The sequence below is a fragment of the Actinocorallia aurea genome (assembly GCF_054783995.1).
In genome coordinates this window covers 105778-126657 of the sequence record NZ_BAAGPQ010000006.1, presented here as the reverse complement: position 1 = coordinate 126657, position 20880 = coordinate 105778, and the positions used below count along the sequence as shown (strand labels likewise).

Below are 20880 nucleotides of genomic sequence, written 5' to 3'. Positions count from 1 at the left end.
GGCCAGGGAGGCGCAGCCTTGTCCCGTAACGACATAGCCAAGTCGATCAGGGTTCCGGACGCCCCGATCACGCTCTCGACGGCCTCGGTCTACCCGGAGAAGGTACCGAGCGCCTTCGAGACCGCCGCCTGGCTGGGTTACGACGGCGTCGAGGTGATGGTGACCCTCGACGCGGCCTCGCAGGACCTGAACGTGCTGCGGCGCCTGTCGGAGTACCACCAGATGCCGATCAAGTCGATCCACGCGCCGTGCCTGATCTTCACCCAGATGGTGTGGGGCAGGGATCCGTGGGTGAAGCTGATGCGCTCGAAGGACATCGCCGAGCAGCTCGGGGCCGAGGTCGTCGTGGTGCACCCGCCTTTCCGCTGGCAGCGCGAGTACGCCCGCGAGTTCGAGGTGGGCCTCGCCCGGATGCAGGACGAGACCGACGTGATCTTCGCCGTCGAGAACATGTTCCCGGCCAAGGCCCGAGGCACCGAGCTGGGCATGTACTCCCCGCACTGGGATCCCAGCGGCTACGACTACCCCCACCTGACCTTGGACATGTCGCACACCGCGGTCTCGGGCAGCGATTCGATGGCGATGGCCGACAAGTTCGGCGAGCGGCTGCGCCACCTCCACCTGGCCGACGGCGTCGGCATCCCCAACAAGGACGAGCACCTCGTTCCCGGCCGGGGCTCCCAGCCCTGCGGGGAGATGCTGGAGCGCCTGGCCCTCCAGGGCTACCAGGGCCATGTGGTGCTGGAGGTCAACACCCGCAAGGTGACCTCGCGTTCTGAGCGGGTCGAGGACCTGGCCGAGGCGCTGGCGTTCGCGCGGCTGCACCTGGCGGCGAGCCGCACCTGGGAGGTCTCGGCCTCCGGGGAGGTCTCCCGCCAGCCCGGCCGCTGAGGCCGTCCCGACCTCGGCTTAGTCTGGATCGGGGGGAGTCGCGACACGGGGGGAGGGGTCCCGATGCTGCGCCGGACACTGCAGTCGGCCTCGCGCAGGGGCGGGCCGTTGCGCAAGGCCGTCGAACGGATGCCGTCGGCGCAGGCCGCCGCGGGCCGCTACGTGGCGGGCCAGACGGTCGGCGAGGTGCTGCTGGCGGCCCGGGTGCTGCGCAGCGAGGGCATGCTGGTGTCCATCGACCGCCTCGGCGATGAGGTCACCGACCGGGACGAGGCCGAGACGACGGTCCGGGCCTATGAGCGGCTGCTGGAGGAGCTTCCCGAAGGCGCGGACGTGTCCTTGCGGCTGACGGCCCTGGGCGTCGGGTTCGACGAGGGGCTCGCCTACGCGTGCGCGGAGCGGATCTGCGAGGCGGCGGCCAACGCGGGCACGACCGTCACCCTCGACATGGAGGAGCACGACAAGGTCGAGGCGACCCTGCGCGTCGTCGATCGGCTCCGGTTCGGGTACCCGCTGACGGGGATCGTCGTCCAGTCGTCGCTGCGCAGGTCGGAGGAGTACTGCGCGGAGTACTCGCACGGCGAGTCCCGGGTCCGCCTCTGCAAGGGCTCCTTCCCGGCCCCCGCCGAGGTCTCCTTCACCGACCGGGACGAGGTGGACAAGTCCTTCGTCCGGTGCCTGCGCGTCCTCATGGCGGGGGAGGGCTACCCGATGATCGCCACGCACGACCCTCGGCTGCTGGAGATCGTGGACGCCCTGCGGGTCATCCACGACAGGTCGTACGACTCGTTCGAGTACCAGATGTTCTACGGCGTCCGTGAGGACGAGCAGAGGCGCCTCGTGGACACGGGCGCCCGGATGCGCGTCTATGTGCCCTACGGAGGCAACTGGTACCCGTACGTCATGCGCCGGATGGCCGAGCATCCCGCCGACCTCTGGCACCTCCTGCGCGGCGCGCCCACCTGAGGCGGCCCACCTCGCGGAAGGAGGCGGCCCCGCGTCGCACTAGGCTGGGGCGTCGGCTAACTCCCCACTGCGCATGACCAGGTCAGGTGTGTGATGATCGCGATACTCGGTACCGGCAAGATGGGCGAAGCGCTGCTCTCCGGGCTGCTCCGGGCGGGGCGCAAGCCCGAAGAGGTGCTCGTGACGGCCCGGCGGCCCGAGCGCGCCCGGCTGCTGCACGAGCGCTACGGGGTCGGCTCGGTGGGCAACGCCGAGGCCGCGGCCAAGGCGTCGGTGCTGGTGCTGGCGGTCAAGCCGCAGGACATGGGCGCGCTGCTGTCCGAGGTCGGCGAGCACGTCGCGCCCTCGACCCTCGTGGTGTCGATGGCCGCGGGCATCACCTCGGCCTTCATCGAGGAGCGGATCGCCTCCGACGCGCCGGTCGTGCGCGTCATGTCGAACACCCCGGTGCTGGTGGACGAGGCGATGAGCGTCATCTCCGCCGGTTCGCACGCGACGGAGGAGCACCTGCGGCTCGCCGAGGAGCTCCTGTCGCCGGTCGGGAAGGTGACCCGGATCCCCGAGTCGCTCCAGGACGCCGCCACGGCACTGTCGGGCTCCGGGCCCGCCTACTTCTACTACCTGGTCGAGGCGATGGTCGACGCGGGCATCCTGCTGGGGATGCCGCGGGCGGCCGCGCTGGACATGGTGATCCAGTCGGCGGTCGGCGCGGCGGTCATGCTGCGCGACTCCGGCGAGCACCCGGTCCTGCTGCGCGAGGCCGTCACCTCGCCGGGCGGCACGACGATCTCGGCGATCCGCGAGCTGGAGCGGCACGGGGTGCGCGCGGCGGTCCTCGAGGCGATCGAGGCGGCCCGCAACCGGGGCCGGGAACTCGCCGGCGGCTGATCCAGGGGGCCCAAGTCGGGGGACCCAACGGACGTGCCGGGCATACCGCCCTAGCATGCGCTTGTGACGATGCGGCGTTTCGTCCCCCCGGCGCTGGCCTGCGTGCTCGCGCTCGCGTCCCTGAGCGGCTGCTCGGACGACGGGGACCCGGGCACCCGGATCAGGCTCGGCGCGGTCGAGCGCGGCGCGGTCGCCGAGACCGTCGAGGCCCCGGCCACGCTGACGGCCAAGGCGAACGCCACCTTGCGCAGCCCCGCCGACGGGACCGTCGCGCGCCTGCACGTCCGCGACGGCGACAGGGTCAAGGAGGGCCAGGTGCTGGCCCGGATCTTCTCGCCGTCGGCCCAGGAGCAGCTCGACCAGGCCGAGGAGGCCGACCGGAACGCCGCCGACGGGGTCGCGCCGCCCGCGGGCCTGGGGATCGCCGGTTTCAAGGACGAGATCGACGCGATCGCCGAGCGCGGGTTCAAGAAGGCCCGCCAGGCCGCGATGAAGATCGAGGATCCGAAGCAGCGCGCGGCGGCGCTCGCCGAGATCACCAAGGCCGAAGGTGACTACGCGACAGCCGCGGGCGCGGCCCAGGCCGCCGTGGACCGGCTGAACGAGGGCATCGGCGGGGTGACCGCCGCGCTGGCCTCGATCGGCGCGGCGAGCCGGGTGCAGACGCGGGCGGCGGTGAAGGCCGCCCGCCGGACCGTGGACGGGCTCGTGCTGCGCGCGCCGTTCACGGGCGTGGTGAGCCTCGGCGGGCCCTCCGGCGGGAGCAACGACGCGCTGTCCGGGATCCTGCCCGAGCAGATCTCCGGGTTGACCGGGGGCCTCTCGGTACCCGGAGCGGCCACCGACGGCTCGGCCGTCGCGGTCGGCGCCCCTGTGGCGTCCGGGGCCGCGGTCGTCACCGTCACCGATGTCTCGGAGCTGCGCCTGTCGGCCGACATCGACGAGTCCGACATCCTCAAGGTGACGCGGGGGAGCACCGCCGCCGCCGACTTCGACGCCCTTCCCGAGGCCGTCTACGGGGCGAAGGTCTACAGCGTCGGGGTGACGCCCAAGGCGGGCGGCGGAGGCGGCGTCACGTACCAGGTGCAGCTCGAACTGGCCGAAGGAGAGCTCTCCGACGGGGCTCAGGCACCCGAGCCGAAGCCGGGGATGAGCGCTGTCGTCCGGATCACCGTCCGGGAGGTGGCCGACGTCCTTGTCGTCCCGGTGGCGGCCGTCGTCAGCAGCGGCCGGGACAGCGTCGTATGGGTGGACGACGGGGGCAAGGCCGTAAGGCGGACGGTGACGCTCGGCGCGGAGGGCGACGGGAAGGCCGAGGTCGTCTCCGGGCTCAAGGAGGGCGATCGCATCGTCGTCTCAGGGGCCGACTCCGTCGAGGCGGGACAGGAACTGGGGTGAGCGGGCCGCCCGCCTTGGAGGCCGTCGACGTCACCCGCACCTATGAGCTGGACGGCGTCAGCGTGCAGGCGCTCAAGGGGGTGAGCCTGCGGATCGACGAAGGCGAGTACGCCGCGATCCTCGGCCCTTCGGGCTCGGGCAAGTCCACCCTCATGCATCTGCTCGGCGCGCTCGACCGGCCGACCTCCGGGACGCTGCGCATCGCCGGGCGGGACGTGGCGGGGCTGACCCCCGACGAGCTGGCGGAGCTGCGCAACGCGCACATCGGCTTCGTCTTCCAGTCGTTCCACCTTCTGGCCCGCACCAGCGCGCTGGACAACGTCGGCATGCCGCTGGCGTACCGCGGCGTGGCGAAGGCCGAGCGGCGTGAGCGCGCGGCGGCGGCACTGGAGACGGTCGGGCTGGGCCACCGGCTCGGGCACCGGCCCAACCAGCTGTCGGGCGGCGAGCAGCAGCGGGTCGCGATCGCGCGGGCGCTGGTCGGCGGGCCGCGCCTCGTGCTCGCCGACGAGCCGACCGGCAACCTCGACACCCGCACCGGCCACGAGGTGATGGACCTGCTGGAGCGCCTGAACGCCGAGACCGGCGCCGCGGTCGTCCTCGTGACCCACGAACCCGACGTGGCCGAGCGCGCCCCCCGCCGCGTCCACGTGCGCGACGGCCTGATCGAGACCGACGTGCGGACGGGGGAGGCGTGAGGGCCCGGGAGCTGTTCGCGGTCGCGTTCGAGGCGCTCCGGGTGAATCGGATGCGGAGCCTCCTGACGATGCTCGGCGTCGTCATCGGGGTGTGGGCGGTGGTGGTGCTCGTCGCGATCGGCGGGGGCGCGCGGGACATGGTCGAGGGGGAGATCGAGGGGCTCGGGTCGAACATCATCTTCGTGGTGCCCGGCGAGTTCGGCCTCGGGACCACGGCGGCGACCGTCAACCGGATGACCGCCGAGGACGTGGCGCTGCTGCGCGGGGTCGTGGGCCGGGACGCCGTCACCGCGACGCTGACGTCCGGGGAGAGCGTCCGCAACGGCCGCGCCGAGCTGTTCACCACGCTCACCGGCGCGGACGAGAACGGGTCGCGCGTCTTCGACAGGCCGCTGGCCAAGGGCAGGCTCCTGTCCGGGATCGACGTGGAGACGGGGCGGCGCGTCGCCGTCCTCGGGCCGGACGCCGCGGCCCGGCTGTTCGGCGACGTGGACCCGATCGGCAGGCAGGTGACGGTCGCGGGCGCGCGGTTCCGGGTCGTCGGGGTGTTCGCGCCGATCGGCCAGACCTTCGGCCAGTCCCGCGACGCCGAGGTGCAGATCCCGCTGACCGCCGCGCACCGGCTCCTGGGCGTCACCCGGGTGGACCTCGTGGCGGTGCGCGCGCCCGACGCGGACGCGGTGCCCGGGCTCCGGCCGCGGATCGTGGGGGCGCTGCAGGACGCGCATCCGGGCGAGCGGTTCTCGGCGGTGACCCAGACGCAGCTGCTCGGCACGATCGGCACGGTGCTGGGCGCGCTCACCGCGGTCCTGGCCGCGATCGCGGCGATCTCGCTGCTGGTCGGCGGGGTGGGGGTCTCCAACATCATGCTGGTGAGCGTGCGGGAGCGGACCCGCGAGATCGGGCTGCGCAAGGCGCTCGGCGCCCGTCAGCGCGACATCCTCGGCCAGTTCCTGGTCGAGGCGGTCCTGCTCACGTCGGCGGGCGGCGTCACCGGGATCGTCCTCGGCGCGGGGACCGCCCTCGCGATCGCGGCCCTGTCCCCGGTCCCCGCCGCGATCGCCTGGTGGTCTCCGGCCCTGGCCTTCGCCGTCTCCGCGGGCGTGGGCGTCTTCTTCGGCGTCATGCCCGCCCGCCGAGCGGGTCGCCTGGACCCGGTGATCGCCCTCAGAGCCGACTGATGGCAAAGGACCGACTTTCCGGGTCCGCGCAGAGGACGACCTGCACGCCGCAGGCCCCCTGGAGGACCAGTGATCGGGCGCCCCTGGGCTGCCCCGGAGGCCCCCCAGGGCCGGAGGGGCGGTCCAGGGATCTCAAGCGCCCGATCACGCCGCGCCGGAGGCGCGGCAAGAAGGCACAGCCAGGGCGTCGGTGATGAAGGCAGCGGTCTCGCGCATGGCCTCGTCGGCGTCCGGCAGGACGCGGTTGAGGAGCTGGAAGACGTGCATCTGGCCGGCCCAGACCTGGAGGTCGACGCGGCCGCCTGCGGCGGTGAGGAGCCGGGCGAGTTCCTCGGCCTCGGGGCGCAGGACCTCGGCGCCGCCGACCTGGATCAGGACCGGCGGGAGGGCGGACCAGTCGGCGGTGAGCAGGTGCAGCCGCGGGTCGATCTCCAGCCCGGCGACGAGCCGGCCGACGCGCCGCGCGGCGAACGGGCTGATGAAGGCGTCCCTGACCTCCTTGTCGGCGGGCACGGACAGCTCGCACGACAGGTCGACCCAGGGCGAGTACAGGACGACGCCCGCGGGCTCCGGCAGGCCCGTCCGGGCGATCTCCCCGGCGAGGCTGGCCGCCAGGTGTCCGCCCGCGGAGTCGCCCATGATGACGACCTTGTCGTGGCCGCGTTCCAGCAGCCACCGGTAGGCGGCGAGCGCGTCGTCGAGGGCGGCGGGGAAGGGGTGCTCGGGGGCGAGCCGGTAGTGCGGGACGAGGACGGGCAGGCCGGTGTCGAGCGCGACCCGGGTGGTGAGGCTGCGGTGGGTCTGCGGGGAGCACAGGATGTAGCCGCCGCCGTGCAGGTAGAGCACCGCGCCGGATTCGGGGGCGTCGGCGGAGTCCGGGATGATCCACTCGGCCCGCAGGACGTGGCCGGTGCGCAGGTGCGGGTCGCGGACCCGCTCGACGCGGACGCGCCGGTCGGTCGGCATCAGGGCGGCGGCCCTGTCCAGCGCGCGGCGGGCCACCCTGATGGGCAGGGGCCGGCTGGGCGCATGATGGATGAGAGGCCGCATCGTGAGGCGGAGGGCCCCACCGAGGACGCGGCTCTGGACGCTCGGCCGCCACTCCCACCGCTCGTCGCGGGGGCGCGGCGCGGTCACCGACGAGACGAGTTCCTCGGCCATGGCCACCCCAGGTGTTTCCGGTTTGTTAAAGCTTACCCATTCTGACAACAGGGTTACCCTACGAAAAGCGTCAAAATGGTACGCTCCACGTAACTCTCCGTATAGCACGCTACGGTGGGACCGACGGGCGGTCCACGACGCGGCGGAGAGATCAAGATGAGCGGCGAACTGCGGGTCTACTGGGATGACAAGCTGCTGTCCTACGACTTCGGGCCGACCCACCCCCTCAATCCGGTCCGCGTCGACCTGACGATGCGGCTCGCCCGGGCGCTCGGCGTCCTGGACGGCGTGGAGGTCGCCGGGTTCACCTCGGCCGGTGACGGTCTCCTCTCGCTCGTGCACGACCGCGGCTACATGGAGGCGGTCAAGGCCGCGGGGCACTCCCTGAAGCCCGACTACCGCTACGGCCTCGGCACCGCCGACAATCCGGTCTTCGAGGGCATGCACGAGGCGTCCGCGCTCGTCGTCGGGGCCTCGGTGGCCGCCGCGCGCGCGGTCTGGAACGGGGAGGTCCCGCACGCGGCCAACATCGCGGGCGGCCTGCACCACGCGATGCCCGAGGGCGCGGCCGGCTTCTGCGTCTACAACGACCCTGCCGTGGCGATCGCCTGGCTGCTGGAGCACGGCGCCCACCGGGTCGCCTACGTCGACGTCGACGTGCACCACGGCGACGGCGTCCAGAAGGCCTTCTACGACGACCCTAGGGTCCTCACGATCAGCCTGCACGAGACGCCCAGGACGCTGTTCCCCGGCACGGGGTTCCCGAACGAGACCGGCGCGGAGGGCAGCGCGGTGAACGTCGCGCTGCCGCCCGGCACGGGCGACCTCGCCTGGATGCGCGCCTTCCAGGGCGTCGTGCCGCAGCTCTTGGCGGCGTTCCGACCGCAGGTCCTGGTGACCCAGCAGGGCTGCGACACCCACGCGCAGGACCCGCTCGCCCATCTTTCCCTCACCGTCGACGGCCAGCGCGCGATCTACGCGGAGCTGCACCGGCTCGCCCACGAGCACGCCGGCGGCCGGTGGGTGCTGACGGGGGGCGGCGGCTACGAGTTGGTGAGGGTGGTGCCGCGGGCGTGGACGCACCTGCTGGCCGAAGCTTCCGGGCGGCCTCTGGCGCCTCGGACCCCCTGTCCCGAGGACTGGCGGGCCTACGCGCTGGAGCGCACCGGAGAGATCGCCCCCAAGGCGATGACCGATGGTTTCCAGGTGGAGGTGCAGACGTGGGGCGAGGGCTTCGACCCGGCCAATCCGATAGACCAGGCGATCCTGGCGACCCGCAAGGCGGTCTTCCCGGAGCACGGCCTTCTCCCGCTCTAGCGGGTGAGGGCGCGCCGTCCCGGGAGGAGTTGCGCGCGCACCTGCTGCGCCACTACATCGCCGGAGACGTCGCGACGCCCCGGCACAACAACCTCGGCCACTTCCGCAAGATGGCCCAGGGCGACCCGTACTACCAGTTCGGCCTCGACCTCGGCGCCTGGACGTACGAGGAGACCGTCGCGATGATGGCCGACCTCTGCGGGACGAGCCCCGACCTGTCGCACTGGTACGGCGACGACACCATCGACGTCGAGCGTACCCTCGACGCCCTCGACGCGATGGGGGACAGGATCGGGAGGGCCGCACGGGCGGGCGAGACCGTCCTGCTGGCGACCGGCCACCCCGGCGCGCTCCTCGACGTCCTGTACGTGCCGCTCGCCGACGCGCTGCGCGCCGCGGGCTGCGCCGTGCCGACGCCCGCCGAAGGCTGGTCCTATCTCTCCGACGAGGGCAGATACGGCCCGGAGATCAGGACGATCCGGTACAACGGGGGCGTCGCCGCGCTGGAGGGAGAAGGCGAACTCCGGCACACGCACCACTCGGCTCCCATGGAGGCGATGCTGGCAAACCTCGCAGGCGAATCCCGGTATTGGCCGGATCTGGTCATCGCCGATCACGGGTGGGCGGGCGCGGCGGGTGAGGCGGGCGTTTCGACGGTGGGATTCGCCGACTGCAACGATCCCGCCCTGTTCGCGGGGCATGTCCTGGGGAAAATAGAGGTCTGTGTGCCGCTGGACGACTTCGTGCTCCCCCGTCACTACACCCCCTTGACGCGCTATCTGATGGCCCGCGCGGACCTGCTGGCCTAAAGAACCCCTTGCGACTTGCGGTGCGCGATTTACGCTGGATGAAGAACACGTGCGGTGATCGAAGTCACCCGAAGGGCAGGTGCGCGGCACGTGTAGTGAGAGGGCGACTCATGGGCTCAGGCGAACGACCCCTCAGCGAGGTGAGGTTCCTGACCGTCGCCGAGGTGGCCTCGGTGATGCGGGTGTCCAAGATGACCGTCTACCGGCTCGTGCACTCGGGCGAGCTTCCGGCCATCCGGGTCGGACGCTCGTTCAGGGTCCCCGAGCAGGCCGTGCACGACTACTTGCGAGAGGCCTACATCGAGGCCGGGTAGTCGAGCCGGCCCGGGTCACGGGGACGGGGAACACCATCGACACCGGCGGCCGAAAGGCCGCCGGTACTACTCAAGGGACGACCAACGGTAGTGTTAGGCGGCGGGCCGCTGTTAGCGGCCCTTTCCTGCACACCCCGCAACGGTCATCCGGGCGATGGCCGGGGATCGTCTGAGTGAGGTTTCGTGGGTTCCGTTATCAAGAAGCGTCGTAAGCGGATGGCCAAGAAGAAGCACCGCAAGCTGCTGAAGAAGACCCGCGTTCAGCGCCGCAACAAGAAGTAAGTTCGCAGCTCGCCTACTGCCAGCCGTGAGGGGTGGGCCGCACAGTGTCTTCTCTGCGTGCCTCTTCAGCGGCCCGCGTCGTCCTCGTCACTGGCGTGTCCAGGTTCTTGGGCGCGCGGGTCGCTAACACCCTGCAGGCCGACCCGTCGATCGAGCGGGTCATCGGCGTCGACACCGTGCCGCCGGCCCATCAGCTGGGCCGCACCGAGTTCGTCCGGGTCGACATCCGCACGCCGAGCATCGCCAAGGTGATCGACAGCGCCGAGGTGGACACCGTCGTGCACCTCAGTCTGGTGACCTCTCCGTCGGGGCAGCGCGCCGCCGCCAAGGAGATCAACATCATCGGCGCGATGCAGCTGCTCGCGGCCTGCCAGCGCTCGCCGCACATGCGCAAGCTCGTCGTGCGCTCCTCCGCTTCGGTCTACGGGTCCTCGCCACGCGATCCCGCGGTCTTCACCGAGGACACCGAGCCGGTCGAGGCCCCGGTGTCCGGCTACGCCAAGGACGCCGCCGAGGTCGAGGGCTATGTGCGGGGGCTCCAGCGGCGCAGGTCCGATCTCGTCGTGTCGGTGCTGCGGTTCGTCAACTTCCTGGGCGCCGGCGTCGACTCGCCGCTGACCCGGGTGCTGCGCATGCCCGCGGTCCCGACGGTGCTGGGCTACGACCCGCGCCTGCAGTTCCTGCACGAGGACGACGGCGTGGAGGTCCTGCGGCGGATGACCGCCGAGGACCATCCGGGCGTCTTCAACGTCGCGGGCGACGGCGTGCTGCTGCTGTCGCAGTGCCTGCGCAGGGCGGGGCGCGCCGCGGTCCCGCTGCCCGCGCCCGCCTACGCGATGGTCGGCGACGCCGGCCGCCGGGCGGGCACGCTGCCGGGCTTCTCCAGCGAGCTGCAGCGTTGGCTGACCTACGGCCGGGTGGTCGACACCACCAGGCTCGAAGCGGAGCTGGGGTGGCGGCCCAAGTACGACACCGCCGCCGCCTTCGCGGAGTTCGCACAGGCCCACGGGCTCGGCAACGAGCGGCCGCTGGGCCTCTTCGACATGCTCACGGCGGGTCTGCCGCACGAGCCGGAGAGCGGAGGTGCCCGCGGTGAGACACGCGGAGAACGGTGAGCCCGCGGAGCCGATGGCGCGGGTGATCCCGCTGCACGGCCACCGGGAGCCGGAGGAGGATCGGGGCTCGCTGGAGCGGACCGTGGCGTCCGGGCTGGCCTTCCTGCGCCGCAGGATCGCGGGCGAGTACGAGATCGACGAGTTCGGCTACGACCCGGACTTCACCGACTCCGTCCTGGTCCCGCTCGCGCGCGTGTTCTACCGGCACTGGTTCCGGGTCGAGCTGCACGGCCTCGACAACGTGCCCGACACCGGCGGCGCGCTGCTGGCCGCCAACCACTCGGGCGTCCTGCCGCTGGACGCGATCATGCTCCAGGTCGGGCTGCGCGACTCCCTCGACAGGCATCTGCGGCTGCTCGGCGCCGACCTCGTCTACCAGGTGCCGTTCCTCGGGCACCTGTCCCGCAAGTCGGGCCACACCCTGGCCACCCCGCCCGACGCGCTGAGGCTGCTCGCCAAGGGCGAGCTCGTCGGGGTCTTCCCCGAGGGCTTCAAGGGCGTCGGCAAGCCCTTCAGCGAGCGCTACCGGCTGCAGAGGTTCGGCCGGGGAGGCTTCGCCGCGACGGCCCTGCGCGCAGGCGTCCCGCTCATCCCGACGGCCATCGTGGGCGCCGAGGAGATCTATCCCAAGATCGGCGACCTCAAGCCGATCGCCCGGCTCTTCGGGCTGCCCTACTTCCCGGTGACGCCGACGTTCCCGTGGCTCGGCCCGCTCGGCGTCGTGCCGCTGCCGTCCAAGTGGATGATCCAGATCGGCGAGCCGATCCCGGTGGACGACTACGGCCCCGACGCCGCCGACGACCCGATGGCGGTCTACGAGCTGACCGACCGGGTGCGCGAGACCGTCCAGCAGATGGTCTACGACCTGCTGCTGCGCCGCGGCCCGGCGTTCTAGCCGCGGACCCTCGGGGCTTCAGACCCGCGCGGTGTCCAGACTGCGCGGTGTGCAGACTGCGCGGTGTTCAGACGCGTCCCACGGGGGCCCGGTAGTGGCGGCGCAGCGCGATCCCGGCGGCGACGCCTCCGGCGAGCGCGCCCGCGCCCGCGGCGGCGGGCAGGGTCACCAGGGCGACCTTGCGGCCGGTGCGGAAGTCGTGGACGGGCCAGTCGTCGGCCTTGGCGCGGTCGCGCAGCTCCCCGTCGGGGTTGACCGCGTGCGGGTGGCCGACGGTGGTCAGCATGGGCAGGTCGTTGGCTGAGTCGCTGTAGGCCGCGCAGCGTGACAGGTCGAGGCCTTCGCGCTCGGCCAGCGCGCGCACGGCCTCGGCCTTGGCGGGCCCGTGCAGGAGGTTGCCCACGAGGCGGCCGGTGTAGACGCCGTCGACGGTCTCGGCGACGGTGCCGAGCGCGCCGGTGAGGCCGAGCCTGCGGGCGATGACCCGGGCGATCTCCACGGGCGTCGCGGTGACCAGCCAGACCTGCTGCCCGGCGTCGAGGTGGTTCATGGCGAGGCTGCGGGTGCCCTGCCAGATCCGGTCCTCCATGACGTCGTCGTAGATCTCCTCGCAGAGGGTGACGAGTTCCTCGACGGACTTGCCCGCGACGAAGCCGAGCGCGGTCTCGCGGGCCGTGCCGATGTGGTCGGCGTTCTCGGTGCCGCGGGCCCGGAACAGGGCCTGGCCCCACGCGAACAGCAGAAGGTCCTTGGTGGTGAACAGCCGGCGCTTGGCGAGGCCGCGCGCGAAGTGGTAGATCGACGCGCCGCGCATCATGGTGTTGTCGACGTCGAAGAAGGCGGCCGCCGTGGGATCTTCGGCGAGCGGCAGGCTCTGGACGGCCTCGACCGCAGCCTTGCCCGCGCCGACCGGGTCGTCTTGGTGCCTGTGCCAGAACCGCCGCATGCCGATGACCATCTCCGCTCCCCGTCGCCTTTCGCAGAGCCTAACCACGGCCGCCGCGGTTTCCGAGTCCGCGCCGCCGAATCGGGACCGTCGTCACAAGAACTTCCCCAGCGCTTCACCAGGAACGCGGGTCGTGGGGGAGGTTCCGGGCGAGGGTCCGCACGGCGCGGTGCTGGAGCGCCTTGACCGCGCCGGTGTTCTTGCCCATCGCCTCGGCGGTCTCGGCGACGGACATGCCGTGCAGGAAGCGGAGTGCCACGCAGAGCCGCTGGTCTTCCCCGAGGCGCCTTACGGCGAGGAAGAGCGCCTGATTGGCGAGGGAGTCCACCACCGCGCTCTCAGGGCCGTCCAGGGGCGTCTCGGGGGGCTCGTCGGTGATCAGCTCCCACCGGCACCGCGCCGACTTGTAGTGGTCGGCGACGAGGTTGCGGGCGATCGTGACGAGCCAGGCGCCGAAGTCGCGGCCCTGCCAGGTGAAGTCGCCGATGCGGCGCAGCGCGCGGGCGAAGGTCTCGCTGGTGAGGTCCTCGGCCAGGAAGTGGGTTCCGACGCGCGCGTGCACGTAGCGGTAGACGAGATCGGAGTACTGCCCGTAGAGGGCGCCGAAGGCCTCCCGGCAGCCTTTCCGCGCGCGTTCGACGAGCACTTCGGCGCTCGGCGTCTCCGCGGGGGCGTGCATGGGAGGTCTCCTAGGGGGTGGCTGTGACCTGCGGCACGAAGGCCCACCCTAGGCAGCCCGGCAGTTCCCGGCAATCCTGCGTTACATGGAAAAACGGTGAGAAATTGCCCGCGCGGTACGCCTCATCGCGGTTCATCGGGCACCATGGGTCCGCGATGGTCGAAGGAATGCTGGCTCTGGTGGCGACCCTGGCAGCCCTTGTGGGCGCCGGGTTGCTCGTGCAGAGCACCCTGAAAGAGCGGCGGGCTCATCTCGCCGTGTGGTCCGGTGCCCTGGTCGTCATGGCCCTGGGCCTGGCCGGTATGGCGCTGGGCTCCTTCGCCGGCTTCAACGCCGCGGCGTTCCGGCTGTGGGCCGCGACCGGGGGGCTGCTCGCCCCGCTGTGCGCCGCGGTCGGGCTGCTCGAACTGACCGCCAAGCCGGTCCAGGTCAGGTTCGCGGCCCGCCTCGTGGGCATCTCCTACGGGCTCGTCGCCCTCGTCGTCCTGGTGCTCGACCCGCTCTCGACCAAGGTCCCCGACAGCGGCCTGCCGAACCCCGGCGACGCCTACGGCGTGCTGCCCGGGTCGCTGCTCACCGGCGCGACCGCGCTGACGGTGCTCGCGCTCATCGCGGGCGTCGCCACCACGGTGGTGCGCACCCAGAAGCGGGACAAGAGCGCCTACCCGCTGATGCTGCCCGCGGCGCTCGCCACCGGCGCCGGAATGATCAACGTGATCGCCGTCGGCTGGCTGCCCGGTCTGCTTAAGATCGTCGGACTGGCCGCCGCCGCAGGACTCATCTTCTTCGCCGCCTCCAAGACGATGACGGCCGAGTCCGACGAGGACGGGCCAGACACCGAAGCCGAACAGGAAGCCGAGGAAGAGATGGCCTTCGACCCGCCGCACCGCCCGCACCAGCAGCCGCCGCGCAACACGCAGGGCATGCGCAGGCCCGAGGCGCCCCAGCCGCCGCTGCCGCAGCAGGGGGGAAGGCACCACACCGGCCAGCGTCCGATGCCGCCGCAGCCCCCCGCGGGGCCACCCACCCAGGCGATGCCGCCGATGCAGTCCACCGGCCCCGTCGCGCCGGACGACTGGTTCGCCACGCCGCCCCCGCAGCCCACGCAGCCCCCCATGGGCCCGTACGGCCAGATCGTCGTCTACACCCTGCTGGACGGCCGCGAGCAGGCGTTCGACCGGCAGATCAACGCGCTGATCGGCGAGGCCGTGCGCGCCGAGGACGGCATCCTGATCTTCACCTGCCACGAGGTCGAGGGCGCGCCGACGCAGCGCATCTCCTACCAGCTCTTCCGCGACCGGGCCTCCTACAACGAGCACCAGGGCCGCCCGTACGTGCACCGCTTCCACGGCGAGAGCCGCACCCACGTGCTCGCCACCAACGTCATCGACCTGAAGCTGACCGGCGGCAGCCTGCCGGTCCTGCGATGATCACCCTGCTCTCCCGGCCCGGCTGCCATCTGTGCGACGACGCCCGCGCGGTGATCGAGCGGGTGGCGGCCGACTGCGGCGCGGCCTGGGAGGAGAAGGACATCACCCAGGACGAGGCGCTGCTCCGCGAGTACCACGACCACATCCCCGTGACCTTGGTGAACGGGCGCCAGATCGATTTCTGGCGGGTCGATGAAGATCGTTTGAGGCGCGCGCTAGCCTCTGGGTGAATGTTCCGTCCGTCACACAGTCCGGGCCGTTCGCCTCTTCTCACCAGGGAAATCCGCCCGGAACCGGACAGCAAGACTTTGTGCATTCGTTCACGACCGGGTTAACCTGGTGGAAATACGCCTCTCCCGGGGTGGGAGAGGCGCGCTCTAGGAGAGGCCGACCCACCCGCGATGAGCCCCCGGGAAGCGCAGACCGAGACCGCCGACGGTGATACCGCGGCGAGCAGACACACCCCCGCAAGAGACCTTCCATCCCGCGACGCCAAGGTCGGCGTCAAGGGCATCCCCGAAGCGACGGTCGCAAGGCTGCCGGTCTACCTCAGGGCGCTGCACGGACTCCAGGACCGCGGGGTGATGACCGTCTCTTCCGAGGAACTCGCCTCGGCGGCGGGCGTGAACTCCGCCAAGCTCCGTAAAGACCTGTCACACCTCGGCTCGTACGGCACGCGCGGCGTCGGATACGAGGTTGAGTACCTCGTGTACCAGATCTCCCGCGAGCTGGGCCTCACCCAGGACTGGGTCGTGGCCATCATCGGAGTGGGTAACCTGGGCCGCGCGCTCGCCGGTTACGGCGGATTCGCGTCCAGGGGGTTCCGGGTCGCCGGGCTGCTCGACGCCGACGCGAACACCGTCGGCCAGCGCATCTCCGGGCTCACCGTGGAGCACATAGACCAGCTGGAGACGATCATCAAGGACCACGGCGTGTCCATCGCCGTCATCGCCACCCCGGCGGCGGCGGCGCAGCCGGTGTGCGACAGGGTGGTCGCTGCCGGAGTCACCAGCGTGCTCAACTTCGCCCCCGTGGTCCTCGCCGTCCCCGAGGGCGTGGACGTCCGCAAGGTCGACCTGTCGATCGAACTCCAGATCCTGGCGTTCCACGAGCAGCGCAAGGCCGGCGGACCGCATGAAGAGTACGTAGAGGTACAAGCATGAGCCTGCTCGTCGTCGGCCTCAGCCACCGATCCGCCCCCGTCACGCTTCTGGAGCGCGCCTCCATCACCGGCGACGACCTGGTGAAGCTGCTGCACGAGATCCACGACGCGGTCCGCGAGACGATGATCGTCTCGACCTGCAACCGGGTCGAGGTGTACGCGGCGGTGGACAAGTTCCACGGCGGCGTCCAGGTCATCTCCGAGGCGCTCGCCCGGCGTTCGGGCATCGCCCTGGAGGAGCTCACCCGGCACCTGTACGTGCACTACGAGGACCGGGCCGTCCAGCACGCCTTCGCCGTCGCCTGCGGCCTGGAGTCCATGGTCGTCGGCGAGGGGCAGATCCTCGGGCAGATCCGGTCTGCCTTCCGGCTCGGCCAAGAAGAGGGCACCATCGGCCGGGCGCTGCACGAGGTCGTCCAGCGCGCGCTGCGCGTCGGCAAGCGCGCCCACTCCGACACCGGCATCGACAAGGCAGGGGCCTCTCTCGTCAGCGTGGGGCTCCAGGTCGCCGCGGCGCACCTCGGCCAGATCGAGGGCCGCCGCGCGCTGGTGATCGGCGCGGGCGCGATGAGCGGCCTCGCGGTCGCCACGCTGGCCCGCAGCGGGGTCGGCGAGATCGCCGTCGCCAACCGCACGTACTCACGGGCCGTGCGGCTCGCCGAGTCCGCGGCTGCCGAGGGCGTGCCCGCCCGGCCGCTGCCGCTGGAGCAGCTCGACGCCGAGCTGAACAAGGCCGATCTGATCATCTCCTGCACCGGGGCCGGGCGGATCATCACGCCCGCGCAACTGGAGCCCGGCCGCCGGTTCATCCTCGACCTCGCGCTGCCGCACGACGTGGACCCCGCGGTCCGCGACCTCGAAGGCGTCGGCCTCGCCGGGCTCGACGACCTGCGCACCGCCGAGGAGGCCGCGAAGGCGATCGGCCCGGAGGCCGTCGAGGCGGTCCGCCGGATCGTCGCCGACGAGGTCTCCGCCTTCCTCTCGGCCGAGCGGGCCGCGGCCGTCGCCCCGACGGTCGTCGCGCTGCGCGCCAAGGCCGCCGAGGTGGTGGAGCTGGAGCTCACCAGACTGCGCGCCAAGCTCCCCGACCTCGACCCCAAGACCGAACACGAGCTCGCGATGACGGTGCGGAGGGTGGCGGACAAGCTCATGCACGCCCCGACCGTCAGGGTGAAGGAGCTGGCGGCGTCGCCCGGCGGCGACTCCTACGCCGACGCCCTGCGCGAGCTCTTCGACCTCGACCCCACGGCTCCCGAGGCCGTGACCCGCGCGGACATGCCGCGTCAGGAACGGAGTACGTCGTGACCGAGTCCGTGGCCCGGCCGGCCCTGCGCCTGGGCACCCGCAAGAGCCTCATGGCGACCACCCAGTCCGGCCTGGTGGCCGACGCGCTGACCGAGGCGACGGGGCATGCCGTCGAGCTGGTCGGGGTAACGACCGAGGGTGACGTCTCCAAGGCACTGCTGGCCCAGATGGGCGGCACCGGCGTGTTCGTCAACGGGCTGCGGGAGAAGATCCTCGCCGGTGAGGTGGACTTCGCCGTGCACTCGCTGAAGGACCTGCCGACCGCGCCCGCCGAAGGCATCGCCCTGGTCGCGATCCCGGCCCGCAACGACCCCCGTGACGCGCTGTGCGGTCCGGGTAAGCTGAGTGAACTCCCGCAGGGCGCGAAGGTCGGCACGGGCTCGCCGCGCCGGGTCGCCCAGCTGCGGGCGCTGCGCCCCGACCTCGAGGTCGTCGCGATCCGCGGCAACGCCGACACCCGCCTCGGCAAGGTGAGCGGCGGGGAGCTCGACGCGATCGTGCTGGCGCACGCCGGGCTGGTGCGGATCAAGCGCACCGCCGAGATCGGCGAGGTCTTCGAGCCTGACCAGATGCTGCCGGCGCCGGGTCAGGGGGCCCTGGCGCTGGAGTGCCGGGCGGACGACGCCCGGATGTTGGAGATCCTCCGGGTGCTGGACGACCCGGCGAGCCGCGCGGCCGTCACCGCCGAACGCACCGTTCTCGCGGTGCTGGAGGCGGGATGCTCCGCGCCGGTGGGCGCGTACGCGCACCTGGAGGACGAGCAGAACCTGATCCTGACCGCGGCGGTCGTCTCGGTCGACGGCACCCGCCAGGTCAGGCTCACCGCGAGCGGCCACCCCGAACGGGCCGAGGAGCTGGGGCGGGAACTCGCCGCGCGGCTCTTCGCCGAGGGGGCCGACAAGCTGATGGAGGTGCCATGACCGTCACATTCGTGGGCTCGGGTCCCGGAGATCCGGGCCTGCTCACCCTGCGCGCGGCCGAGGTACTGGGGAAGGCCGACACTGTTGTGGTGAACCTGTCGTCCTGCCCCAAGGACGTGCTGGCGCTGTGCGCGCCGGGCGCCGAGATCGTCGACGCCGACGACCGCGACGCCGCGAAGCTCGTCCTGGCCGCGGCCCGGACGGGCAGCGTCGCCCGCCTCGTCTCGGGGGACTCGGGGCTCGGCGGGCGGACCGCCCGGGAGGCCGAGGTCTGCGCCGCCGAGGGCGTCGAGTTCGAGATCGTGCCGGGCGTCTCGGCGGTCACCGCGGTGCCGCAGTACGCGGGCATCCCGCTGCGCGACGACCGGACCCGCGAGGTGCGCGTGATCGACGCCGCGGGGGGCGGCGTCGACTGGGACGCGGTCGCCGCGGGCGATGCGACCCTCGTCGTGCTGGGCGCCGACGGGATGATCAGCGAGGTCGCCAAGGGCATCATCTCGGCGGGCCGCGCGGACTCCACGCCGGTCGCCTACACCTCGCTGGGCAGCACGACCGAGCAGGAGACGGTCGTCACCACCCTGAACCGGCTGTACGCCGAGACCAAGGGCATGGACTCCCCGGCGATGATCATCGTCGGCGACGTCGTGCGCTGGCGCGAGAAGCTGTCGTGGTTCGAGACCAAGGCGCTGTTCGGCTGGCGGGTCCTGGTGCCGCGCACCAAGGAGCAGGCCGCCGACCTGTCGGAGCAGCTGCGCTCCTACGGGGCCGTGCCGGACGAGGTCCCGACGATCTCGGTCGAGCCGCCGCGCACCCCGCAGCAGATGGACCGGGCGATCAAGGGCCTGGTGACGGGTCGCTACGAGTGGGTCGTCTTCACCTCCGTGAACGCGGTGAAGGCGGTGCGCGAGAAGTTCGTCGAGTACGGCCTCGACGCGCGCGCCTACGCGGGCCTGAAGGTCGCCGCCGTCGGCGAGCAGACCGCCGCGGCGCTCGTGGAGTTCGGCGTGGTGCCGGACCTCACGCCGTCCGGCGAGCAGTCCAGCGACGGGCTGCTGGAGGTCTGGCCGCCCTACGACGAGGACCTCGACCCGATCAACCGGGTGCTGCTGCCGCGCGCCGACATCGCGACGGACCGCCTCATCTCCGGCCTGACCGACCTCGGCTGGGAGTGCGACGACGTCACCGCCTACCGGACGGTCCGGGCGGCCCCGCCGCCCCAGCCGATCCGCGAGGCCATCAAGGGCGGCGGCTTCGACGCCGTCCTGTTCACCTCGTCCTCGACGGTGAAGAACCTGATCGGCATCGCGGGCAAGCCCCACAATGTGACGGTCATCGCGGTGATCGGCCCGCAGACGGCCAAGACCGCCGAGGAGTACGGCCTGCGCGTCGACGTCATGGCCGAGAAACCATCGGTATCGGCCCTCGCCGAGGCCCTCGCGGAGTACGGCGCCAAGCGCCGGGCCGCGCAGGTCGAGGCCGGCGAGCCGCTCCGCAAGCCGAGCCAGATGCGGCGCGGGGCCCGGAAGAAGAGGTTCACGTGATGATCGAACGCCCCCGCAGGCTGCGCAGGACCCCGGCGCTGCGCCGGCTGGTGGCCGAGACCCGGCTCGACCCGGCCGACCTCATCCTGCCGATGTTCGTGAAGGAGGGCATCGCCGATCCGGTCGAGATCGTGTCGATGCCCGGCGTGTACCAGCACACGCGCGAGAGCCTCCGCAAGGCGGCTCACGAGGCCGCCGAGGCGGGCGTGGGCGGTGTCATCCTGTTCGGCATCCCCGAGCACAAGGACCCGCGCGGCTCGGCCGCCGACGACCCGAACGGGATCATGCAGGTCGCGCTGCGCGACCTCGCCGCCGACCTCGGCGACTCGCTGGTGATCATGACCGACCTCTGCCTGGACGAGTACACCTCGCACGGGCACTGCGGGCTGCTGACCCCCTCGGGCGAGGTCGACAACGACCCGACCCTGGAGCGGTACGCCTCGATCGCGGTCGCCCAGGCCCAGGCGGGCGCCCAGGTCGTCGCGCCCAGCGGCATGATGGACGGCCAGGTCGCCGCGATCCGCGACGCGCTCGACGGCGCGGGCTTCCACAACATCCCGATCATGGGCTACTCCGCCAAGTACGCCTCGGCCTTCTACGGCCCGTTCCGGGACGCCGCCGAGTGCGCGCCCCAGTTCGGCGACCGCGCCGCCTACCAGCAGGACCCGGCCAACGCCCGCGAGTCGCTGCGCGAGGTCGCCCTTGACCTCGCCGAAGGCGCCGACATCGTCATGGTGAAGCCCGCCGGGCTCTACCTCGACGTCATCCGGCAGGTGCGGGACTCCGTCGAGGTGCCCGTCGCGGCCTACCAGGTGAGCGGCGAGTACGCGATGATCGAGGCGGCCGCGGCCAACGGCTGGATCGACCGCGACCGGGCGATCCTGGAGTCGCTCGTCTCCATCAAGCGTGCCGGGGCCGACCTGACCCTGACGTACTGGGCCACCGAGGTCGCGCGCGGCCTCCGGTAGGGCTCGGGCCCAGT

General features: G+C 72.1%; 22 protein-coding genes. 19 read left to right on the top strand and 3 right to left on the bottom strand.

The annotated features are described in order from the left end of the window. The first annotated feature begins 18 nt into the window (after positions 1-18). The 6 genes from ACYVOM_RS08815 (at position 19) to ACYVOM_RS08790 (ending at position 6022) form a co-directional block, all read left to right on the top strand. Positions 19-891, top strand: a complete 873-nt coding sequence (locus ACYVOM_RS08815; protein ID WP_460302754.1) for a sugar phosphate isomerase/epimerase family protein — start codon at positions 19-21, stop codon at positions 889-891. A gap of 63 nt (positions 892-954) precedes the next feature. Continuing rightward, positions 955-1857 (top strand): proline dehydrogenase family protein, encoded by a 903-nt coding sequence (locus ACYVOM_RS08810; RefSeq protein WP_460302753.1) that lies wholly within the window; start codon positions 955-957, stop codon positions 1855-1857. Positions 1858-1950: 93 nt separating this feature from the next. After that, on the top strand, positions 1951-2745 hold the full coding sequence (gene proC, locus ACYVOM_RS08805; RefSeq protein WP_460302752.1) for a pyrroline-5-carboxylate reductase: 795 nt from the start codon (positions 1951-1953) through the stop codon (positions 2743-2745). Positions 2746-2814: 69 nt separating this feature from the next. Further along, positions 2815-4143: an efflux RND transporter periplasmic adaptor subunit gene (locus ACYVOM_RS08800; protein WP_460302997.1), complete on the top strand. Its 1329-nt coding sequence runs from the start codon at positions 2815-2817 to the stop codon at positions 4141-4143. After that, the gene (locus tag ACYVOM_RS08795; protein ID WP_460302751.1) at positions 4140-4841 is read left to right on the top strand and encodes an ABC transporter ATP-binding protein; all 702 of its coding nucleotides are present in this window, start codon (positions 4140-4142) and stop codon (positions 4839-4841) included. The genes ACYVOM_RS08800 and ACYVOM_RS08795 overlap by 4 nt, the downstream gene beginning before the upstream one ends. Beyond that, positions 4838-6022 (top strand): ABC transporter permease, encoded by a 1185-nt coding sequence (locus ACYVOM_RS08790; RefSeq protein ID WP_460302750.1) that lies wholly within the window; start codon positions 4838-4840, stop codon positions 6020-6022. Before ACYVOM_RS08795 ends, ACYVOM_RS08790 begins: the two co-directional genes overlap by 4 nt. A gap of 144 nt (positions 6023-6166) precedes the next feature. Here the strand turns inward: ACYVOM_RS08790 and ACYVOM_RS08785 are convergent, their stop codons facing one another. Next, positions 6167-7183 (bottom strand): alpha/beta hydrolase, encoded by a 1017-nt coding sequence (locus tag ACYVOM_RS08785; protein WP_460302749.1) that lies wholly within the window; start codon positions 7181-7183, stop codon positions 6167-6169. 156 nt (positions 7184-7339) lie between these two features. Here ACYVOM_RS08785 and ACYVOM_RS08780 point away from each other — a divergent pair, with 156 nt between their 5' ends. The 6 genes from ACYVOM_RS08780 to ACYVOM_RS08755 all read left to right on the top strand — a co-directional run bounded on the left by ACYVOM_RS08780 (position 7340) and on the right by ACYVOM_RS08755 (position 11915). Then, a complete protein-coding gene (locus ACYVOM_RS08780; RefSeq protein ID WP_460302748.1) occupies positions 7340-8500 on the top strand; it encodes an acetoin utilization protein AcuC in 1161 nt (386 codons plus the stop codon). Positions 8501-8529: 29 nt separating this feature from the next. After that, the gene (locus ACYVOM_RS08775; RefSeq protein ID WP_460302747.1) at positions 8530-9309 is read left to right on the top strand and encodes a phosphatase; all 780 of its coding nucleotides are present in this window, start codon (positions 8530-8532) and stop codon (positions 9307-9309) included. A 110-nt stretch (positions 9310-9419) separates the two neighbouring features. Further along, positions 9420-9623 (top strand): helix-turn-helix domain-containing protein, encoded by a 204-nt coding sequence (locus ACYVOM_RS08770; RefSeq protein ID WP_460302746.1) that lies wholly within the window; start codon positions 9420-9422, stop codon positions 9621-9623. Between the two features lie 183 nt (positions 9624-9806). Continuing rightward, positions 9807-9905, top strand: coding sequence for a 30S ribosomal protein bS22 (locus ACYVOM_RS08765; protein WP_012854759.1), 99 nt, complete (start codon positions 9807-9809; stop codon positions 9903-9905). A gap of 32 nt (positions 9906-9937) precedes the next feature. After that, the gene (locus tag ACYVOM_RS08760) at positions 9938-11020 is read left to right on the top strand and encodes an NAD-dependent epimerase/dehydratase family protein (protein ID WP_460302745.1); all 1083 of its coding nucleotides are present in this window, start codon (positions 9938-9940) and stop codon (positions 11018-11020) included. Further along, positions 10998-11915, top strand: a complete 918-nt coding sequence (locus ACYVOM_RS08755) for a lysophospholipid acyltransferase family protein (protein WP_460302744.1) — start codon at positions 10998-11000, stop codon at positions 11913-11915. Before ACYVOM_RS08760 ends, ACYVOM_RS08755 begins: the two co-directional genes overlap by 23 nt. 67 nt (positions 11916-11982) lie before the next feature. Here ACYVOM_RS08755 and ACYVOM_RS08750 read toward each other — a convergent pair whose 3' ends face one another. Both ACYVOM_RS08750 and ACYVOM_RS08745 read right to left on the bottom strand, forming a co-directional pair. Next, on the bottom strand, positions 11983-12861 hold the full coding sequence (locus tag ACYVOM_RS08750; protein ID WP_460302996.1) for an HAD family hydrolase: 879 nt from the start codon (positions 12859-12861) through the stop codon (positions 11983-11985). A 115-nt stretch (positions 12862-12976) separates the two neighbouring features. Next, a complete protein-coding gene (locus ACYVOM_RS08745) occupies positions 12977-13540 on the bottom strand; it encodes a sigma-70 family RNA polymerase sigma factor (RefSeq protein ID WP_460302743.1) in 564 nt (187 codons plus the stop codon). Positions 13541-13707: 167 nt separating this feature from the next. On the opposite strand from ACYVOM_RS08745, the gene ACYVOM_RS08740 reads away from it, so the two are divergent. The 7 genes from ACYVOM_RS08740 (at position 13708) to hemB (ending at position 20866) form a co-directional block, all read left to right on the top strand. Next, entirely contained in the window at positions 13708-14970 is a 1263-nt protein-coding gene (locus ACYVOM_RS08740) for a putative quinol monooxygenase (RefSeq protein WP_460302742.1), read from the top strand. Then, positions 14967-15200 (top strand): glutaredoxin family protein, encoded by a 234-nt coding sequence (locus tag ACYVOM_RS08735; RefSeq protein WP_460302741.1) that lies wholly within the window; start codon positions 14967-14969, stop codon positions 15198-15200. Before ACYVOM_RS08740 ends, ACYVOM_RS08735 begins: the two co-directional genes overlap by 4 nt. Before the next feature lie 171 nt (positions 15201-15371). Next, positions 15372-16133, top strand: coding sequence for a redox-sensing transcriptional repressor Rex (locus tag ACYVOM_RS08730; RefSeq protein WP_460302740.1), 762 nt, complete (start codon positions 15372-15374; stop codon positions 16131-16133). Next, positions 16130-17437 carry a glutamyl-tRNA reductase gene (locus ACYVOM_RS08725; RefSeq protein WP_460302739.1) on the top strand — a complete coding sequence of 436 codons (1308 nt, stop codon included), beginning with the start codon at positions 16130-16132 and terminating at the stop codon, positions 17435-17437. Before ACYVOM_RS08730 ends, ACYVOM_RS08725 begins: the two co-directional genes overlap by 4 nt. Next, positions 17434-18357 (top strand): hydroxymethylbilane synthase, encoded by a 924-nt coding sequence (gene hemC, locus ACYVOM_RS08720; protein ID WP_460302738.1) that lies wholly within the window; start codon positions 17434-17436, stop codon positions 18355-18357. The genes ACYVOM_RS08725 and hemC overlap by 4 nt, the downstream gene beginning before the upstream one ends. After that, entirely contained in the window at positions 18354-19898 is a 1545-nt protein-coding gene (locus ACYVOM_RS08715) for a bifunctional uroporphyrinogen-III C-methyltransferase/uroporphyrinogen-III synthase (RefSeq protein ID WP_460302737.1), read from the top strand. The genes hemC and ACYVOM_RS08715 overlap by 4 nt, the downstream gene beginning before the upstream one ends. Further along, on the top strand, positions 19898-20866 hold the full coding sequence (gene hemB, locus ACYVOM_RS08710; protein ID WP_460302736.1) for a porphobilinogen synthase: 969 nt from the start codon (positions 19898-19900) through the stop codon (positions 20864-20866). The genes ACYVOM_RS08715 and hemB overlap by 1 nt, the downstream gene beginning before the upstream one ends. Positions 20867-20880 lie beyond the last annotated feature (14 nt).

Excerpts from the sequence above, each read along its gene's own strand:
- ACYVOM_RS08730 (WP_460302740.1), top strand. The coding sequence starts at position 15,372 with ATGAGCCCCCGGGAAGCGCAGACCGAGACCGCCGACGGTGATACCGCG.
- ACYVOM_RS08810 (WP_460302753.1), top strand. The coding sequence starts at position 955 with ATGCTGCGCCGGACACTGCAGTCGGCCTCGCGCAGGGGCGGGCCGTTG.
- ACYVOM_RS08745 (WP_460302743.1), bottom strand. The coding sequence starts at position 13,540 with ATGCACGCCCCCGCGGAGACGCCGAGCGCCGAAGTGCTCGTCGAACGC.
- ACYVOM_RS08740 (WP_460302742.1), top strand. The coding sequence starts at position 13,708 with ATGCTGGCTCTGGTGGCGACCCTGGCAGCCCTTGTGGGCGCCGGGTTG.
- ACYVOM_RS08750 (WP_460302996.1), bottom strand. The coding sequence starts at position 12,861 with ATGCGGCGGTTCTGGCACAGGCACCAAGACGACCCGGTCGGCGCGGGC.
- ACYVOM_RS08735 (WP_460302741.1), top strand. The coding sequence starts at position 14,967 with ATGATCACCCTGCTCTCCCGGCCCGGCTGCCATCTGTGCGACGACGCC.
- proC (WP_460302752.1), top strand. The coding sequence starts at position 1,951 with ATGATCGCGATACTCGGTACCGGCAAGATGGGCGAAGCGCTGCTCTCC.
- ACYVOM_RS08725 (WP_460302739.1), top strand. The coding sequence starts at position 16,130 with ATGAGCCTGCTCGTCGTCGGCCTCAGCCACCGATCCGCCCCCGTCACG.
- ACYVOM_RS08800 (WP_460302997.1), top strand. The coding sequence starts at position 2,815 with ATGCGGCGTTTCGTCCCCCCGGCGCTGGCCTGCGTGCTCGCGCTCGCG.
- hemB (WP_460302736.1), top strand. The coding sequence starts at position 19,898 with ATGATCGAACGCCCCCGCAGGCTGCGCAGGACCCCGGCGCTGCGCCGG.
- ACYVOM_RS08770 (WP_460302746.1), top strand. The coding sequence starts at position 9,420 with ATGGGCTCAGGCGAACGACCCCTCAGCGAGGTGAGGTTCCTGACCGTC.
- ACYVOM_RS08715 (WP_460302737.1), top strand. The coding sequence starts at position 18,354 with ATGACCGTCACATTCGTGGGCTCGGGTCCCGGAGATCCGGGCCTGCTC.
- ACYVOM_RS08785 (WP_460302749.1), bottom strand. The coding sequence starts at position 7,183 with ATGGCCGAGGAACTCGTCTCGTCGGTGACCGCGCCGCGCCCCCGCGAC.
- ACYVOM_RS08780 (WP_460302748.1), top strand. The coding sequence starts at position 7,340 with ATGAGCGGCGAACTGCGGGTCTACTGGGATGACAAGCTGCTGTCCTAC.